Origin of the sequence: Achromobacter sp. 2789STDY5608615 (assembly GCF_001298995.1) — a bacterium.
Lineage (GTDB): Bacteria > Pseudomonadota > Gammaproteobacteria > Burkholderiales > Burkholderiaceae_B > Achromobacter > Achromobacter insuavis.
Map to the genome: position 1 here is coordinate 1736 of NZ_CYTY01000034.1, position 17561 is coordinate 19296.

The 17561-nt window shown below is 69.3% G+C and carries 15 protein-coding genes and 1 pseudogene; 10 read left to right on the forward strand and 6 right to left on the reverse strand.

Annotated elements, in window-relative coordinates; all coding sequences use genetic code 11:
* Both AOZ49_RS33075 and AOZ49_RS24020 read right to left on the reverse strand, forming a co-directional pair.
* Window positions 1-363: pseudogene (locus AOZ49_RS33075) on the reverse strand (GGDEF domain-containing protein); the annotation flags it as partial.
* A gap of 122 nt (window positions 364-485) precedes the next feature.
* Complete coding sequence (locus tag AOZ49_RS24020) at window positions 486-2642, reverse strand: TonB-dependent siderophore receptor (RefSeq protein ID WP_231690431.1); 2157 nt, start codon at window positions 2640-2642, stop codon at window positions 486-488.
* Between the two features lie 338 nt (window positions 2643-2980).
* On the opposite strand from AOZ49_RS24020, the gene AOZ49_RS24025 reads away from it, so the two are divergent.
* Window positions 2981-3829, forward strand: coding sequence for a DUF7822 domain-containing protein (locus AOZ49_RS24025; RefSeq protein ID WP_054478172.1), 849 nt, complete (start codon window positions 2981-2983; stop codon window positions 3827-3829).
* A 48-nt stretch (window positions 3830-3877) separates the two neighbouring features.
* On the opposite strand, the gene AOZ49_RS24030 is transcribed toward AOZ49_RS24025, so the two are convergent.
* Window positions 3878-4831 carry an aromatic alcohol reductase gene (locus tag AOZ49_RS24030; protein WP_054478173.1) on the reverse strand — a complete coding sequence of 318 codons (954 nt, stop codon included), beginning with the start codon at window positions 4829-4831 and terminating at the stop codon, window positions 3878-3880.
* 257 nt (window positions 4832-5088) lie between these two features.
* On the opposite strand from AOZ49_RS24030, the gene AOZ49_RS24035 reads away from it, so the two are divergent.
* Both AOZ49_RS24035 and AOZ49_RS24040 read left to right on the forward strand, forming a co-directional pair.
* The gene (locus AOZ49_RS24035; RefSeq protein ID WP_054429778.1) at window positions 5089-5988 is read left to right on the forward strand and encodes a LysR family transcriptional regulator; all 900 of its coding nucleotides are present in this window, start codon (window positions 5089-5091) and stop codon (window positions 5986-5988) included.
* Window positions 5989-6142: 154 nt separating this feature from the next.
* Window positions 6143-7051: a DNA/RNA non-specific endonuclease gene (locus AOZ49_RS24040; RefSeq protein WP_180180238.1), complete on the forward strand. Its 909-nt coding sequence runs from the start codon at window positions 6143-6145 to the stop codon at window positions 7049-7051.
* 9 nt (window positions 7052-7060) lie between these two features.
* Here AOZ49_RS24040 and AOZ49_RS24045 read toward each other — a convergent pair whose 3' ends face one another.
* A complete protein-coding gene (locus AOZ49_RS24045) occupies window positions 7061-7795 on the reverse strand; it encodes an NAD(P)-dependent oxidoreductase (RefSeq protein WP_054478175.1) in 735 nt (244 codons plus the stop codon).
* A 161-nt stretch (window positions 7796-7956) separates the two neighbouring features.
* On the opposite strand from AOZ49_RS24045, the gene AOZ49_RS24050 reads away from it, so the two are divergent.
* A complete protein-coding gene (locus AOZ49_RS24050) occupies window positions 7957-8388 on the forward strand; it encodes an EF-hand domain-containing protein (RefSeq protein WP_231689751.1) in 432 nt (143 codons plus the stop codon).
* Window positions 8389-8568: 180 nt separating this feature from the next.
* The gene (locus tag AOZ49_RS24055) at window positions 8569-9186 is read left to right on the forward strand and encodes a hypothetical protein (protein WP_054478176.1); all 618 of its coding nucleotides are present in this window, start codon (window positions 8569-8571) and stop codon (window positions 9184-9186) included.
* A gap of 16 nt (window positions 9187-9202) precedes the next feature.
* On the opposite strand, the gene AOZ49_RS24060 is transcribed toward AOZ49_RS24055, so the two are convergent.
* Entirely contained in the window at window positions 9203-10003 is an 801-nt protein-coding gene (locus AOZ49_RS24060) for a hypothetical protein (RefSeq protein ID WP_054478177.1), read from the reverse strand.
* 62 nt (window positions 10004-10065) lie between these two features.
* On the opposite strand from AOZ49_RS24060, the gene AOZ49_RS24065 reads away from it, so the two are divergent.
* A complete protein-coding gene (locus AOZ49_RS24065) occupies window positions 10066-10539 on the forward strand; it encodes a hypothetical protein (protein WP_054478178.1) in 474 nt (157 codons plus the stop codon).
* Window positions 10540-10579: 40 nt separating this feature from the next.
* The gene (locus AOZ49_RS24070; protein ID WP_054478180.1) at window positions 10580-11764 is read left to right on the forward strand and encodes a GDSL-type esterase/lipase family protein; all 1185 of its coding nucleotides are present in this window, start codon (window positions 10580-10582) and stop codon (window positions 11762-11764) included.
* 51 nt (window positions 11765-11815) lie between these two features.
* Here the strand turns inward: AOZ49_RS24070 and AOZ49_RS24075 are convergent, their stop codons facing one another.
* Window positions 11816-13267 (reverse strand): MFS transporter, encoded by a 1452-nt coding sequence (locus AOZ49_RS24075; RefSeq protein WP_156349993.1) that lies wholly within the window; start codon window positions 13265-13267, stop codon window positions 11816-11818.
* Between the two features lie 417 nt (window positions 13268-13684).
* Between AOZ49_RS24075 and AOZ49_RS24080 the strand changes: the two genes are divergently transcribed.
* The 3 genes from AOZ49_RS24080 (at window position 13685) to AOZ49_RS24090 (ending at window position 17499) form a co-directional block, all read left to right on the forward strand.
* Window positions 13685-14986, forward strand: coding sequence for a UDP-N-acetylglucosamine 1-carboxyvinyltransferase (locus tag AOZ49_RS24080; RefSeq protein ID WP_054478182.1), 1302 nt, complete (start codon window positions 13685-13687; stop codon window positions 14984-14986).
* A gap of 76 nt (window positions 14987-15062) precedes the next feature.
* On the forward strand, window positions 15063-15857 hold the full coding sequence (locus AOZ49_RS24085; RefSeq protein WP_054478184.1) for an alpha/beta fold hydrolase: 795 nt from the start codon (window positions 15063-15065) through the stop codon (window positions 15855-15857).
* Between the two features lie 190 nt (window positions 15858-16047).
* On the forward strand, window positions 16048-17499 hold the full coding sequence (locus AOZ49_RS24090) for an NCS1 family nucleobase:cation symporter-1 (protein WP_054430320.1): 1452 nt from the start codon (window positions 16048-16050) through the stop codon (window positions 17497-17499).
* The last annotated feature ends 62 nt before the right edge of the window (window positions 17500-17561 follow it).

Here is a 17561-nt window from a genome sequence, read left to right on the forward strand (position 1 = left end):
GTATTTCCAGACCACGTCCTGGCCATCCCGGCCGGCGCCCAGCCAGACCAGCGCCATGACGGCCAGCAGCGCCAGCGAGCGGCCGCGGTAGCTGCGCCCGCTGAGCGAGGCGACGCTGTTCAGCACCAGCAGATAGCCGCCGAGGATGATGAGATTGCTGACCGGCGAGCCCAGCCCGGCGGGCAGGTCGGCGCGGAACAGGACGCTGCTACAGCCGACCGCCAACGTCGCGAAGCCGGCCGCCAGGATGCCCAGCGAACGGCTGCGGTTGGGATGGGTCCGATGTTCCCAGAACGTCAGGCCGGCACTGGCCAGCAGCGTTCCAATGGTGATGAAGTACAGGGTAAGGAGATCGACGTGCATCTCTTATCGGGAAATGAGGCACGCCAGGGAATTGCGGCGGCAGTCGCAATTCTAGGGGAAATCGGTCGCGAAACTGTGACGAACGCGACGGTTCCGGAATGATAAGTCCCTATTTACAAAGATCAAAAACGATAGGTCACGCTGCCGACCACGCTGCGGCGGGTGCCGAAGAAGCAGTCGCCGCGGGCGATGCAGCTGCCGACATACTGCTTGTCGAACAGGTTGGTGACGTTCAGCGCCACGCGCATCGGCCCCGCGTCGTAGGCCAGCATCGCGTCGTACACCGTGACGGCGGGCACATTGTTGTGGCCGGTGCCATCGTCGCTGCCGCCGGTGTAGCGCACCCCCGCGCCCGCCAGGAATCCCGGCGCGCCCAGGAGGCGGAAGCGATGGTTGGCCCAGAGCGACGCCATATGGCGGGGCATCCTGGCCAGTTGCCGGCCTTGTTCGGCGGGAACGCCCCGGGCGACCCTGGCGTTCAGCAGCGTCCAGGTGGCGACGACGTCGAAGCCGGCCACCGAAGCCAGCGCCTCCAGTTCGGCGCCGCGCGTGCGCGCCTGGCCCACCTGGACCGTGTCGGCCACGCCGTTCACCACGCCCGCCACCTTGCGGTTCGTTTCGGTCATGTCGAACAGGCTCGCCGTGATGGTCAGGTTGTCGCCAGACGGCTGGACCTTGACGCCGGTTTCCCACTGCTTGCCGCGTAGCGGCTTGAAGGCCTGGTTGGCGCGATTGAAACCGGCCTGCCCCTGGAACGACTCGGCATAGCTGAGGTAAGGGTTGAAACCGGCGGCCGAGCGGTACATCAGGCCGAAACGGCGGGTCAGTTCGCTGTCGTCACGGCTGCCCGACGGCGTGTCGTCCACCGCGCTGCGCGAACGGTCGTAGCGCAGCCCCAGCATCACCAGCCATCTTTCCCATTCGAGCTGGTCCTGTGCGTAGAAGCCGATCTGGTTCTCGTGCGAGGTCGGCATGTGGCGCAGGCTCGTGGGTGGCGTGAAGTTGCCGTACACGGGGTTATACACGTCGATCGGCGCCGCCAGCCCGCCGATGCCTTTGTGGGCCTCGAGGGTGGAGCGCTGATAGTCGATGCCGGCCAGCGCCAGGTGGCGGACCGCGCCGGTCTGGAGTTTGAACTGGAGCTGATTGTCGATCGCCAGTTGCTTCAAGGTGGGCTGGTTCATGTAGACCACCCGGCGCAGCAACGTGTCGCTGCCGGGCACCCATCCGTGTCCCGCGCCGTTGAAGCCGGTGGTGTAGATACTGCGGTAATCGGCGTCACTGTGCGAATAGCGCAGGTTTTGCCGCAAGGTGACCCGGTCGTTGAATGCATGCTCGAACTGATATCCCACGGCCTGCTGCCGGGTGCGATATCTGTCGAAATCCGGCTCGCTGACGAAGAAGTCCTGCGGGATGCGCCCGCCGGGCTTGTCGGTGCGCGTGCCGCGCCAGGGGAAAAAGCCGACCATGGTGCCGCTGTTGTCGCGCTGGAAGTTGGCCAGCAGCGTCAACGAGGTGGCGCCACTGGGCCGCCAGGTGAGCGATGGCGCCACGAAATAACGGTCGTCGGGCACGTGCCGGACCGCGCTGCCGCTGTCGCGTCCCAGCGCCACCAGGCGGTACAGCCATGTGCCGTCGGCATTGAGCGGACCCGTGAGATCCGCCTGGATCTGCTTGCGGTCGTGGCTGCCGACGCTGACACCGATCTCGCGCGTCGCATCGGGTTGCGGCCGCTTGCTGACCAGGTTCACGATGCCGCTGCTGGACGCCTGGCCGTACAGCATGCCCGAGGGCCCGCGCAGGATTTCGATGCGTTCGAGCGCATAAGGATCGGGCCGCGTGTTGTTGTAGAACCCCACCGCGTTGAGCAGGCCATCCAGGTACTGGGTGGACTCGGCGCCTCGGATCTTGATCCAGTCGCTGCGGTTGTCGGCGCCGAAAGAGTCGGCGGTGCTCACGCCCGCGGTGTAGCCGGCGGCCTGCTGCACCGACTGCGCGCCCTGCAGCGTGATGCGATCCTGGGTGATGACGGTGATCGACTGCGGCGTGTCGAGCACGGCCGTGTCGGTCTTGGTGGCCGTGGCCGCGCGCCTGGCCACGAAACCATGCACGGGACCGGTCGCCGTTTCCTCGGCGTCGGCGCCCTTCACCGTCACCGCGGGCAGCTGCCGCACCGACGCGGCCGATTGCGCCCCGGCGGCCGTGGACAGGCCCAGCCCCAACAGGATCCAGGGCAGATGCGATGCGCGGCAAAAAGGAAAGGCGGGACTGGGGTTCATCAGGCTTTATCCATCAATACAACGTGCGAACAGGAATCGATCTCACTATTATGGAAAGCCTGAGCGCCGAATCCCGCCCTTGCCTCGCGATGGATAAGCCCCGGTATTGCCTGCCGCCACGCAGCGTTGCGGCAGGCCCGCCGGTTCAGAACCGATGCGCCCAGCGGCACTTCCAACACGCGGGCCGTGGAAATACTTCGTGGCAAAAGGTGTCAGCCTGCAATGGCGCGCGCCCCCGGCTGCGGTTCAATACCGCACGTTGTCGCTGTGCCTGTCGTTGCCGGCCGCCTGGCGGCTCGCGCCGGCATTCCACTCCCCTTTCCGAGGCCCCGATCGCCATGGCAAATCGTTCCTACCTCTACAGCCTGAGCAACCGCCCCACCCACTTCACCGACCGCCCGGAGACGATTTCCGGCTTGTCCGAATGGCCCTACGCGGTGCCGTTCATGTACCGGCTATTGATGTCGGGCGATCCACAGCTGTGCGCCTCGCTGATCTCGGATGGACTGGAGGACGAAGAACCGGACCAGCGCACCCGGCTGCCCGCCATCAGCAGCACGTTCGAGCCGGGCCTGGCGCGGGTGAAACGCTTTGCCGAGATCGTGCGGACCGCGCTGGCCACGCCCGCCGCCGCGCCGACGGCCGCGCCCGCGACGCCGGCCACGCCGGAACCCGCCTCGCTGCTGGGCAAGCTCAAGCGCCTGTTCTCCTCGGACGACGCGGCGCCGGCCGGCGCGGCCAAGCCCGCGGCGCGGGGCCGCGGCCCGACGTCCGTGACGCGGCTGCTGGAAGCGCTGGACGAAACCCTGGTCTTTCTCGAAGCGCACCGCAATGAATACCTGCTGCTGGAGACCATCGAGCTGGAACTGATGATGGAATCCGAAGAGGCCGCGCTCAAGGCCAACGCGGAAAAGGAAATCGCGCGCTGCCGCCAGGCCGGCGCGGCGCTCGATGCGCTGCCGGCGGATCCCGCCGAGGCCGGGCGCCAACTGCTGGCGGCCACCGCCGAACGGGGCGAGCCGCCGCTGGACGCCTTCCATGGCCTGCGCCTGGACGACGGTTTCGACGGGAGCCGCACCGGCAATACGGACTACGTGCTGGGCCTGGCGTGGAGCGACGTGCTGTACTTCGCGCTGCACAACCGCGAGGAATTCGAGACGCGGCAGGCGCAGCCCGACGAGGACTGACAGCCGCGCCCGCGGCCCGCGAGGCGATCCGGATCGAGGACCTGGCGGCTATGCGCCTTGCGCGCCGGCGGCCTGGCGCAATGCCGGCCGGTTATCCCGAATCCACTGCGTCAGCCCATGCACCGCGATGCCGCGCTGCGCATTGAACGTGCGCGCCGGTTCCCAAGCCACGCCCCGCCCTTGCGCGAACACGGCGCGGTATTTGCGCATGCCGTCCTCCGGCGCGGCGGCCAGCTGCCGTTCCAGTTCCGGCACGGCCCAGACATGGCGCGCGATCTCGATGTCCAGCTCGCGCGCCACGCGCTCGGCCAGTTCGCCGTAGGTCACGGTGTCGCCGGCGACATGGACGGCCTGGTTGGCGATGCGCGGCTCGGCCCACAGGATCTCGGCGGTCAGTTCGCCGATGTCTTCGGCGGTGGTGACGGTGACGGCGGTGTCCCAGCCGCCCAGCGCGTTGACGCGGCGGCCGGCCAGATCGACCACGCCGAACGACGGCTCGAACAGGAAGCTGGTGAACATGCCGGTGGAGACGATGATCCATTCGGTGGCGCGCTGCGCCCGCAGCATGTCGCGCACGTCGAGCTGTTCGTCGAACAGGTCCTGCGGGCTGCCGCGGCCGATGGCGTCGTAGTCGACGCCGAACTGCCAGGGCACGAAGCGCCCGACGCCGCCGGCCAGCGCGGCCTGCGCGATCTTGCGCTGCACGCCCGGGCCGCCGACAAAACCGGTGCACGAGATCACGGTATCGAAGCGGCCGAATGTGGCGGCCAGTTCAGCGGTCGATTGGGCAACCAGGTCGCCTTCGACAATGCGCACGCCCAGGGCCCGCAGCTCGGCCAGGTCGCGCTGCTTGCGCGGATCGTCGGAGCGCGGCCCCGCCGGCCGCAACAGCACCGACAGGGACACGCCGGCATCGCCCGCGGCGCGGCGCGCCAGGCCGCGCAGCATGGCCATGCCGAGCTGGCCCGCGCCCAGGACCAGGATGGCATTGTGATTCAACATGGAAACTCCGGGGAAATGATTCAGGGAAGGCACCGCGGACGACGGTGGCTGACACGCCGCCAACGTCCGCGCTGCCGGCATGCGGGCAGTGTAGGAGCGCGCCCCGCGCCCATTGTTCGGCGCGCCTGAATTCACAACGCGCGCTGCGCGAACCCGTCGCGCCCCTACCCGAGCCGGCCCGTATCGAGGCCGATCCGCCCACCGCGCGAACCGCTTAACATTCCCCTTCTCCAGCGCATTCCCCAAGGCTCCCGTCCATGGACAAACTTCAAGCAATGGCGACGTTCGTGCGCGTGGTGCAGGCGCAGAGCTTCAGCAAGGCCGCCGAAACGCTGGCGATGCCGCGCTCGTCGGTGACCACCACGATCAAGAACCTGGAGGCGCACCTGGGCACGCCGCTCCTGCGGCGCAGCACCCGCAGCCTGAGCCTGACCGACGCCGGCGCGCGCTACTTCGCGTCGTGCCAGGCCATCCTGGCCGACATCGCCGAGGCCGAACACGACATGGCCGCCACCACGCAGGCGCCGCGCGGCCGGGTGCGGGTGGACATGCCGGGCGTCATCGGCCGCGCGCTGGTGGTGCCACGGCTGCGCGAGTTCGAGGCGCGCTATCCGGACATCGAGGTGGCGCTGGGGCTGAGCGACCGGCCCGCGGACCTGGTGTACGAAGGCATCGACTGCGCCATCCGCAGCGGCCCGCTGGCCGATTCGACGCTGGTGGCGCGCCCGCTCGGGCGGCTGGCGTGGCTGACCTGCGCGGCGCCAGCCTACCTGAAGCAGTTCGGGGAACCGGACTCGGTGGCGGCACTGCAAAGCCACCGCATCGTCAACTACCTGTCCAACGCCAGCGGCCGGCCGTTGGACTGGCGCTTCCGGGTCGACGGCGAGGACATCGCGCTGGCGTTGCCCGGCCGCTATTCGGTCAACGAGACCGAGGCCTACCTGCACTGCGGCCTGGAGGGACTGGGCCTGATCCAGCTGTCGGAGGTGGCGGCGTCGATCTACCTGCGCAGCGGCCGCCTGCGCGAAGTGCTGGCGCAGGCGCGCTGCGCGCCGGTGCCGATCTCGATCGTCTATCCGCAGGCGCGGGCCACGGCGGCGGTCAGGACCTTCGTGGACTGGACCGTCGCGATCATGCGCGACGCCTTGCCGGCCTGATGGCACGGGCGGCGGCGGGTGCGGCCGCTTGAGTGCGACATCGGCCCGCCGGCCGCGCATTCGCGCCACAGCGTGACAAATCCGCCACTCATCTACAATCCGGGGTCACATTGATCGGCTGCTCTGGGCGGCCGGTCCGCAGCCCCCAGGTAGTATGACCCGCGCGAAGAAACCCGCTCCCAGAAAGAGAAGCCCCTCCTCCCGAACCGCCGCCCGCTCCGCCGGACGGATCCCGCGTTTCCTGCGGGCGTTGATCGTCACGTCGCTGGCGAGCTTCGGCGCCGCCACCTACGTGCTCCACCCGCAGTGGAAGATACCGGCGTCGGTGGGCGATGCCCTGTCGCACCTGGGCTGGCCGGGGCAGGAACGCACGGCGCCGGTGGCGCTGCCCGCGCCCAACGCGGCGCTGGTGCAGACCGCGTTCACGGAATGTCCGCAGTTCTTCCCCAACGCGCGGCCGCCGGCGGTGCCCGCCGGCCAGCAATTGCGCGAGGTCTGTTTTTCCTCGTTCGCCATCCTGCACAACGGCCAGACCAAGACGCCGGTGTTCGTGGCCGAACGCCTGAACCGCCAGAACCTGGCGCAGGCCAAGGGCCTGCACCGCACCGACAAGTTCTACGCCGAGGCGCGCGTGCCGCGCGCCGAACGCGCCGAGCTGGACGACTACCGCGGCTCGGGCTTCTCGCGCGGCCACATGGCGCCGGCCGGCGACATGGCCACGCCGGATGCGATGGCGCAGAGCTTTTCGCTGGCCAACATGGTGCCGCAGGACCAGAAGCACAACGCCGGCCCCTGGAGCCGCATCGAGCAGGACACGCGCCAATACGTGATGCGCGCCTCGGGCGATGTATATGTCTTCACCGGACCGGTGTACACCGAGCGGCCCAAGACCATCGGCGCCGGCGTCGCGGTGCCGACCTATCTCTACAAGGTCGTGTACGACGCCACCACCGGGCGCTCGTGGGTCCATTGGCAGGCCAACAGCGCCAGCACCAAGGCCGGCCCGCCGATCGGCTATGACGAGTTCGTCAAGCGCACCGGCATGCGGCTGCTGCCGCAATAGCCGCGCCGTTCAGGCGGCCTGCCGCGTCTCGCTGTCGTAGAGCACCGGCATCTGCCCGCGCCAGCGCGCCCACGCCGCGCCGCCCGTGGCCAGCTCGGCCATGAAGTGGGCCACGTTGATGCGGCTGACGTGGCCCGCATCGAAGATGGCGCTGCGGATGGGCGAGGGATGCGCCTCGTAGGCGCTGACGGCATCGCGATCGCGCAGGCTGTCGGGACGCACCACCGCCCATTGCACGGCCGCGTGGCCCTGGCCGATGGCGGTGCGCAGGTAGTCCGCGGCCTGCTCGTTGTCGGCATGCGGCGGCACCAGCGCGCGCACCAGGCCGACCACGCCGCGCTGGGCCAGCGACAGCGGCTCGCGCAGGTCGCGGTTGCGGTTGCCGGCGGTGTTCATCAGCACGAAGCGGACCGGTTGCGGCGGCCGGTTGGCCGCGATGGCGCCGCACAGGCGGCGCACGGCATCGGTCACCAGGCGGCGCGGCGCGCCGTAGATGCCCTTGAGCGTCGGGGTGTGGCCCAGGCACGACGCCACCGCCGCGCAGTCTGCCGCATGGCGCGCCAGATCGGCGTCATCCAGGTCCAGCACGCCGGCCTGAATCAAGGTCAGGCGGCTGTCGCCATGATGGCGCCGCAGCGCGTCGGGCGCGCGCACGATGGCCCTGACCGCTTGCCCGCGGTCGAGCAATTGCGCGACCAGCAGCCGTCCGGTCGCGCCGCTGGCGCCGACTACGAGTGTCCGCATCGCCGATCCTCTTTTTGTATGAATGGCGCGATTGGTAACCGAAAGATTGTATCCGGCACGCGCCTTGCCGATTCAGGCAAAATGGGCCGCGCGCGGCCATGGCAATGCCCTGTGCGCTCCGCCGGACAGGCCGCGCGGCATTTCGAATAACAAGGAAAACCATGAAACACGCCACCCGGATGGGCAGCCTGATCGCGGCCCTGCTGCTGACCAGCATTGCCGCCAACGCCATGGCGGCGGCCGATGCTGCCGCGAGCCCGGCCACGCCCGCGAAAACCGCGCCCGCGAAACCGGCCACACCGCCGGCCACGCCGCCGGCCGCGCCCGACGCCGCCATCGAGCCCGGCAACCTCGGCCCCATGAGCGAACAGGAATACCTGACCCGCATGGAAGCCGCGTTCAACAAGCAGGACGTCAATGCCGACGGCTATCTCACCCGCAGCCCGCTGCTGCAGGAAGCCACGCCCGAGCAGATCACCGCGATGGACACGGACGGCGACGGCCGCATCAGCAAGGCCGAATTCCTGGCCTACGCGCTGAAGAATTTCCAGGCCCGTCCGAAGTACGAGAAGAACCACTACGCCAAGCCCTGAAGGGGCGCGATCGCGGGTCCAGGCGCCGCCCGCGGCGATGCTATTAACGATTGGATACACAAGACGGAAATCGCAATTACCCCGTCGCGGCCGCGTGCTAAGTTACGTCCCCAGTTGACGGCGCCGCCCCGCGCGCGCCGGCGGCAGTGCGCTTTCCCCTTCCCTTTCTTCTCGACCATCATGCACAAGAACCAAGATCGCGCCCCGGCCTCGGCCGGCAAGAAACGGATAGCCGGCCTGCTGGCCCTGGCCACCGCGACCTCCGCCACGCTGGCGGGCGACCTGCCCCCGCGCGGCGGCCCCGCGGCCCAATCGCAAGGCCAGACGCAGATGCAGACCCAGCAGCCCGCGCAGAACGACGGCCGCTTGCCGCCGCGCGGTTCGACGCAGAACCAGGCGCCGGCGCAGGCGCAAGCCCAGGGCGGGCAGAAAACCGAGATCAAGGACCAGGCCGCTTACGAGCGCCTGCTGCACAACAGCGGCGTCAGCGTGCAATGGTTGTGGACCGACGCGCGCGGCAAGCTGAAGGCCGTGGACGAGAACGACGTGGTGCGCCTGGAAGGCGGTCACGCCACCGACAAGGGTTCGGTGTCGATCAACGGCCAGGTGCTGTCGATCTCGGCCGACCGCTTCACCTTCCGCGGCACCATCCTGATCCTGGACGCGCCGGACAAGGGCCGCCGTTGCGAACGCACCGGCGATTACGAGTTCCGCGCCACCGGCAAGCGCAAGTACTGGCGCCTGCAGCAGATGGAAGCGTGCGGCGGCCTGACCGACTACGTTGACATCTACTATTGATCGACAAGCGGCCGGATCACAGATGCCGGTGGCTGCACGCCATCGGCTGATCGGCGATGCCGGCCACCACCCGCGCCAGCGCTTCGGCGCTGTCCCGATCCAGACAGTCGGTGCGGATCATGCGGTAGCCCAGCGCCAGGCTGTATTGCCAATCCAGGTCGAACAGATGGTAGTCGCGCCCGTCATCGGGATTGCGCCATTGCACGGCCGGGTCTTCGTAGGCCGCGCCCAGCAGATCGAGGTAGGTGCCGATCGGCGGCAAGGCTTCGAGCGGTTCATCCGAGTCCGGCAAGGTCGGCGGCGACAGGTTTTCGCCAGCGGCCACGTAGGGTTCGGGGCGGTCATACGCCAGCAGCAGCGCGCCGAAGGCGGCCGGGTCCGCGTCGTATTGCGCGCGCAGGTCGGCGCCCAGGCAGTCACGCGCCGCCGGCCCCAGGCAGTAATAGGGGCTGCGCCAGGTACTGCTCTCGTCGTCGAGGAAACGCGCATCCGGCGTGATGCCGTGGCGGGCCAGCAGTTCCAGCGTCTCCTGCACGGTGTCGTCATGCCGCACCGGCATGGCGGCGGGCAGATGGCCGGCATCCCGGTACAGCGCGATCACGTCGCCAGGGGTGCGCATGCCGTCGCGGTACTGGAACGAGCCTTCCTTGAGGCCGGCCAGCCGCATGCCCAGATTGAACAGTTCGGCGCGCGGCACCCGCGCGCCACGCGGCGCCAGCAGATAACCGTCGGCCAGCAACCTGGCCTCGAGCCCGCGCCAGTCGGGCGGGGCCCGATGCGGGTAACGCGGGAAGATGAACTGGTGATGCTCGGACATCGGACGCAGGCTCCAGTTGGCGTATTCTTTAACGATCAGGCAACCCACAGGATATCCCGAGAATGAATACCACCGTGATCAAGTGGCTGGCCAGCGTCGGTTTCGGCCTGCTCATCGGCCGCGCCGCCTACGGCGTCATCAACTCACTGCTGCAGATGGCCTTCGGGCTGGACCAGCCCGGCGCGCCGCTCGACCCGGTGGCGCTGGACCGCATGTTGATCACAGGCAGTGTGCTGTGCCTCGTGGTGGCGGTGGTGGTGGCGGCGGCGCTGCTGCGCGTGGCCGACAACCGGCGCCGCATTGCATGGGGCTGCCTGGTGCTGGGCGTGACGCTGCTGCTGACGCTGCTGGCCGCCCTGCCGGGAATGGACCTGGGCGGGCATCCCGCCGGATCGGCCGACGCGCGCGACGCCAACACGGCGCTGTTCTTCTGGCTGCTGATCTTCGGCCTGCCCTACCTGGGTGGCGGCCTGGCGCTGACGATCGGCGGCGCGGTCATGCTGCGCAAGTTCCGTCTCGCCGCGCCGCGCGCCTGACCCTTCCTTTGCCGGACCCGTACCGCTGGACCCATACCGCATGACCACCCCGACGTCCGATTGGACGACCACCGCCATCGTTCCCGCGCTGGTGCGCGGCGCCCTCGAACTCGAAGCCACCGCGCGCGGCCTCCTGCCGCATCGCCTGCCCGCCTGGGCCCGGGCGCAATGCCCAGACCCGCAGCTGGCCATGGTCGAAGCGCAACCCTCGGGCGTGCGGCTGGTGTTCCAGACCCGCGCCACCGCGATCGAGCTGGACACCGTGCCGACGCGCTACGCCTACACCGGCGTGCCGCCGCGTCCGCTCGGTCTCTACGACCTGCGCATCGACGGCCGGCTGGCCGGCCAGGCCAGCGCCGATGGCGGCGACGTGGTGACGATCGACATGGCGACCGGCGCCCGCGCGCACCAGCGCGGCCCCGTCGCCACGCTGCGGTTCGACGGCCTGCCCGGCCAGGCCAAGCGGATCGAGATCTGGCTGCCGCACAACGAGACCACGGCGCTGGCCGCGCTGCGCGCCAATGCGCCCATCGACCCGGTCGATGACGACGGCCGGCCGGTGTGGCTGCATCACGGCAGTTCCATCAGCCACGGCTCCAACGGCGACAGTCCGACGGCGATCTGGCCGGCGCTGGCGGCAAGCCTGGGCGGCGTCGAACTGGTCAACCTCGGTTTTGGCGGCAGCGCCCTGCTCGATCCGTTCATGGCGCGCACGATCCGCGACACGCCCGCGGACCTGATCAGCCTGAAGCTGGGCATCAACGTGGTCAACGCCGACCTGATGCGGCTGCGCGCCTTCGGGCCGGCGGTGCACGGCTTTCTGGACACGATCCGCGACGGTCATCCCGACACGCCGCTGCTGCTGGTGTCGCCGCTGTTCTGCCCGATCCACGAGGACACGCCCGGCCCCGGCGCGTTCGACATGGACGCGCTGGCGGCGGGCAAGGTGTCGTTTCTCGCGACCGGCGATCCGGCCGAGCGCCGCGCAGGCAAGCTGACCTTGACGCTGATCCGCGACGAATTGCGGCGCATCGCGGCGCAGCGCGCGGCCAGCGATCCGAACCTGCGCTACCTGGATGGCCTGGCACTGTACGGCGAGGCCGATTTTGCCGACCTGCCGTTGCCGGACCAACTGCACCCGGACGGCGCGGCGCATCGCCGCATCGGCGAGCGTTTCGCCCGCCTGGCGTTCGGCCCGGACGGGCTACTGCCGCGCGCCGGCTGACACGCGCGCCGCCGGGCGGCGCGACGGCCACGAGCCGCCGCGCCTGGCGCATCAAGCCGGACGGCTGCGCGCCACGTCCTCGCCGACGCCGCGCGGCAGCAGGAAGATATCCAGCATGCCGATCAGCGACACCAGCCCCACCACCAGGAACGCCAGGCGATAGGCCGCGCCCGGCGCGCCCTCCAGGCCCAGCAGCGGCACGCTCCATTCGCCGATGCGGATGGCGATGGCGCCCAGCGCCACGCCCATCCCCAGCGCCAGTTGCGACATGGTGGAGAACAAGGTGTTGGCCGCGCTCATCTGCGGCTGCGGCATCTCGGAGAACGCCAGGGTATTGAGCGCGGTGAACTGCATCGAGCGCGACATGCCGCCGATGAACAGCAGCAGCGCGGTCAACGCCACCGGCATGTCGGGGCCGATCAGCGCGCACGCGGTCAGCGCCGCGGTGTTGAGGATGCCATTGCCCACCAGCGTGGGCCGGAAGCCGAAGCGGCGCAGCACCGGCGTGGTGAACAGCTTCATCGTCAGGTTGCCGGCGAACACCGCGATCACCAGCAGGCCGGCGCGGAACGCATCCATGCCGTAGCCGACCTGGAACATCAGCGGCAGCAGGAACGGCACCGCGCCGACCGACATGCGGAACAGCGAACCGCCCCAGAAGTTGGCCGCGTAGGCGCGGATCTTCAGCGGCGTGAGGGTCAGCATGGGATGCGCGTGGCGGCGCAGGTGGCGCACGCCCAGCGCCAGCAGCGCGACGCTGGCCGCCAGCCACAGGCCGATGCGGTCCCAGGCCGGCGTGGCGCCGCCGAACAGTTCCAGCGCCCACAGCAGGCTCGACAGGCCGCCGCCGATCCACAGGAAGCCGGCCCAGTCGAACGGACGCCGTTCGGCGGCGCGGTCGCTCGGGATCAGCACCCAGGCGGCGGCCAGCGCGGCCAGGCCCAGCGGCAGGTTGAGGTAGAAGATCCAGCGCCACGAGGCGTAGGTGGTGATGAAGCCGCCGACGGGCGGCCCCAGCACCGGCGCCACCAGCGCCGGCCAGGTCAGGATCGACATGGCGCGGATCAGTTCGTGCTTGGGCGTGTTGCGCAGCACGACCAGGCGGCCGACCGGCACCATCATCGCGCCGCCCACGCCCTGCAGCACCCGCAGCGCGATGAAGGACCAGAGGTCGTTGACCATGCCGCAACCGAGCGAGGCCAGCGTGAAGATCACCAGCGCGCTGCAGAACACGCGGCGCGCGCCGTGGCGGTCGGCCATCCAGCCGCTGATGGGAATGAAGATGCCCAGGGTCAGCAGATAGGCGCTGACGCCCAGGTTCAGGTCCACCGGCAGCACGCCGAAGTCCTGGGCCATGGCCGGCACGGCGGTGGTGATGACGGTGCCGTCCAGGTTCTCCATGAAGAACGCGGCGGCCACCAGCAAGGCGGTGAAGTACAGGCGGCGCGCATCCGGCGGCGGCGTGGCCTGGGCAGTGGTGGTTTGGGAAGCAGTGGGGGTCATGATGTGTAGCGGTCCCGAAGGAGGGAGCGCCTGCGGCGACGGGGCCCGACCCCGCGTTCACGCAGGCGCGCCCGGCCGCGGCAAGGCGGTCCGAAGGCGCGTTGGATGACGTGAACGCTTACGGCGCCACGGCGGGAATGCCATGGCAGCCTGCGAATCATAATGGGAATCGCTTAATTCAGCCTGAAATTTTCGGGCTGGGATTTCCGCGCGGGCGGTGGCGCGGCGGCCAGGCGCTGGCGTTCAGGCCGATTTGGGTCTGGCGCGCTTGCGGGCCGCGGCCGGGACCTGGTCGCAAGGCGATGCACCGTCTTGCAGTCTGACACCATTTGCCGCCTGCCGCCCGGGCGCCGCCCAGGCCGGCCCGGTACAATTTCCCTCGCGTTTTCCCCTACCGGTCGTCCAAGCTCCTCACCCATGTCCAATCTCATCGTCCACGGCGGCACGCCCCTGCGCGGCCGCGTCATCCCGTCGGCCAACAAGAACGCGGTGCTGCCGATCCTGTGCGCCACGCTGCTGACCGACCAGCCGCTGCGGCTGCACGGCGTGCCCGACATCACCGACGTGCGCAAGATCCTCGACATCTTCCGCACCCTGGGCAGCGAGGTGCGGCTGGACGAAACCACCCGCACGCTGGACCTGCACCACCGCGACACCGCCTTCGACGCCGCGCGCCACCGCCTGCCGGAAGAGATGCGCTCGTCCATCATGCTGGTGTCGCCGCTGCTGGCGCGCTTCGGCGTGGCGCGGCTGGAGGACAACGTCAAGGGCTGCACGCTGGGCGTGCGCGAGATCGATCCGCACGTCGACATCTTCCGTTCGTTCGGCGGCGAGGTCGAACGCGCCAGCGGTTCGCTGCTGGTGCGCAGCGCCGGCCCGCTCAAGCCAACCCATCACTGGCTGGACTACGCCTCGGTCACCACCACCGAGAACTTCGTGCTGTGCGCGGCCGCCGCGGCCGGCGAATCGACGCTGACCAATGCCGCGTCCGAGCCGCACGTGCAGGAGTTCTGCCGCTTCATGACGATGATGGGCGCCGACATCGACGGCATCGGCACCTCGCGCCTGACGGTGCGCGGCGGCGCCACGCTGCGCGGCGGCGAGTTCACCTTCGAGGAAGACTTCCACGAGATCACCACCTTCCTGGCGCTGGGCGCGATCACTGGCGGCGACGTGGTGGTGCGCAACAGCACGCCGTCGAACTTCCCGCTGATCGACCGCACCTTCGCCAAGTTCGGCGTGAAGATCGTGCACGAGAACGGCTGGTCGCGCGCGCTGCGCGATGGCCCGCTGAAGGTGCAGACGCCCTTCACCAGCAACGTGCTGACCAAGGTCGAAGCCGCGCCCTGGCCGTATTTTCCGGTGGACCTGCTGCCGATCTTCATCGCGCTGGGCGTGTGCGCCCAGGGCAACGCGATGTTCTGGAACAAGGTCTACGACGGCGCGCTGGGCTGGACCGGCGAGCTGTCCAAGTTCGGCGCCCACGTGTTCTCGTCGGACCCGCACCGCGTCATCACCTTCGGCGGCAATCCGCTGACGCCGGCGGTGGTCGAAAGCCCCTACATCATCCGCGTGGCGATCGCGCTGTTCATGATCGCCAGCAGCATCGAGGGGCGCTCCGAGATCCGCAACGCCACCCCGATCCGCCGCGCCCACCCGCGCTTCGTCGAGAACCTGCGCAGCCTGGGCGTGCAGGTCGAGTGGACCGCCGAGGAATAGCGCGGGCGGTTTCCTATAATCCCGGGATTCCCTCGAACGGCGCCACGGCGCCTTTTTGCTTGCCAGGATCCCTCCCATGTCGTCGATTGCCCGCCAGGATGTCCATGTGCCCACCCCGCAAGGCCGCCTCTTCGCGCGGCGCTGGGACCCGGCGGGCCAGGACGCGGGCAAGGCGCCGATTGTGCTGCTGCATGATTCGCTGGGCTGCGTCGAGCTGTGGCGCGATTTCCCCGAACAGCTGGCCGAGGCGACCGGGCGCAGCGTCATCGCCTACGACCGGCTCGGGTTCGGCCGCGCCGATCCCAACCCCGCCACGCTGGCCACCGGCTTTGTCGAGGCCGAGGCCCGCGACGGCTTCCAGGCGCTGCGCCAGGCGCTCGACATCGGCCCCTTCATCGCCTTCGGCCACAGCGTCGGCGGCGGCATGGGCATCTGCTGCGCGGCGGCCCATCCCGACGACTGCCGCGCGCTGATCACTGAATCCGCGCAGACCTTCGCCGAAGACCGCACGCTCGACGGCATCCGCGCGGCGCAGCGCAACTTCGCCGAGCCCGGCCAGCTGGACCGCCTGAAGAAATATCACGGCGACAAGGCCGCCTGGGTCCTGAGCGCCTGGGTCGACACCTGGCTGTCGCCCGCCTTCGCCGACTGGAACCTCAACGACACGCTGCGCCAGATCGCCTGCCCGGTGCTGGCGCTGCATGGCGAAGCGGACGAGTACGGTTCGGCCGCGCACCCCGAGATCATCGCCCGCCTGACCGGGGGCAAACAGGCGCTGCTGGAAAACTGCGGCCACGTGCCGCACCGCGAGCAGGCGCACATCGTGCTCGACCTGGCCAGCCAGTGGCTGCGGGGCGCGGTGCGGGGCTGACGGCCGCCGGGGCCTGCGCAGGCAGGCCCCCTTCCCGGAAGGGAAAACCCCAGGGGCGTATTGGCGCAAAGGTTGTATACACTCTTTGCACACCATAGTACGCGCCAGGCTCCGTCCAAGTGTTGCTGCTGTAATTGGTCCGCCCGGCTTCCTTTACGGCCATGCCCACACCTGGGTCAGGGAGCTCGCCATCGATATCCGAAATCCGTCGCCCGGTCTCTACAACGAGGACCTGGCCCCCACGAAAGAACGCCGCTGGGGCGCCTTCAGCATCTTCAACGTCTGGACCTCGGACGTGCACAGCCTGTGGGGCTACTACCTGGCCGCCAGCCTGTTCCTGCTGTGCGGCAGCTTCGTCAACTTCCTGATCGCCATCGGCCTGAGCTCGCTGGTGATCTTCTTCCTCATGAACCTGATGGGCTATGCCGGCGAGAAGACCGGCGTGCCCTACCCCGTGCTGGCGCGCGCCTCGTTCGGCATCTGGGGCGCCAATCTGGCGGCGCTGGTGCGCGCGGTGGTGGCGTGCTTCTGGTACGGCGCGCAGACGGCGGCGGCCTCGGGCGCCATCGTGGCGCTGCTGGTGCGCAACGACAGCCTGCTGGCGTTCCACCAGAACACGCACTGGCTGGGGCATTCGGGGCTGGAGCTGATCTGTTATGTCGGCATCTGGGCGCTGCAGCTGCTCATCATCCAGAAAGGCATGGAAACCGTGCGCCGGTTCCAGGACTGGGCCGGCCCGGCGGTGTGGATCGCCATGCTGGTGCTGGCGGTGGGGCTGTGCGTGAAGGCCGGCGGCTTCAGCCTGGACCACGGCATTCCGATGGACGTGCTGCTCGACAAGACGCGCGACGCGGGCGTGAACGGCGCGCCGGGCAGCTTCTGGGCGCTGATGGCGGTGGGCGCGACCTGGATCACCTACTTCGCCGCGCTGTACCTGAACTTCTGCGATTTCTCGCGCTATGCCCGCGACAAGCAGGCGGTCAAGCGCGGCAACCTGTGGGGCCTGCCGGTGAACCTGGTGGCCTTCTCGCTGGTGGCGGGCGTCACCACCATCGCCGCCTACAAGGTCTATGGCGAAGTGCTGCTGCACCCCGAGCAGATCTCCACCAAGTTCGACAGCTGGGTGCTGGCGCTGCTGGCCGCCCTGACCTTCGCGGTGGCCACGCTGGGCATCAACGTGGTGGCGAACTTCGTGTCGGCCGCGTTCGATATCTCGAACGTGTTCCCCAAGCGCATCGACTTCAAGCGCGGCGGCTACATCGCGGCGTTGATCGCGCTGGTGCTGTATCCGTTCGCGCCGTGGGAAGGCGGCGCGGCGCACTTCGTCAACGCCATCGGCGCCACCATGGGGCCGCTGCTGGGCATCATCCTGGTGGACTATTACCTGGTGGCCAAGGGCCGCATCAATGTCGCGGCGCTGTACGACGAGCACGGCGAGTACCGCTACCAGGGCGGCTGGAACGTCAACGCGCTGATCGCCACCGGCATCGGCAGCGTGTTCTCGACCATCCTGCCCAACTTCACGGATTTGCTGCCGGCGTGGTGGGCCACCTATGGCTGGTTCTTCGGCGTGATGATCGGCGGCGGCGTCTACTGGGTGCTGGCCACGCTGCGCCCGCGGGTGATTCCCGCCATGGCCTGAGGCGGCCCGCGCCGGCGCGGACCCGGACTCGACGCCCGGGCCGCGCTCGCGGTACCCTGCAT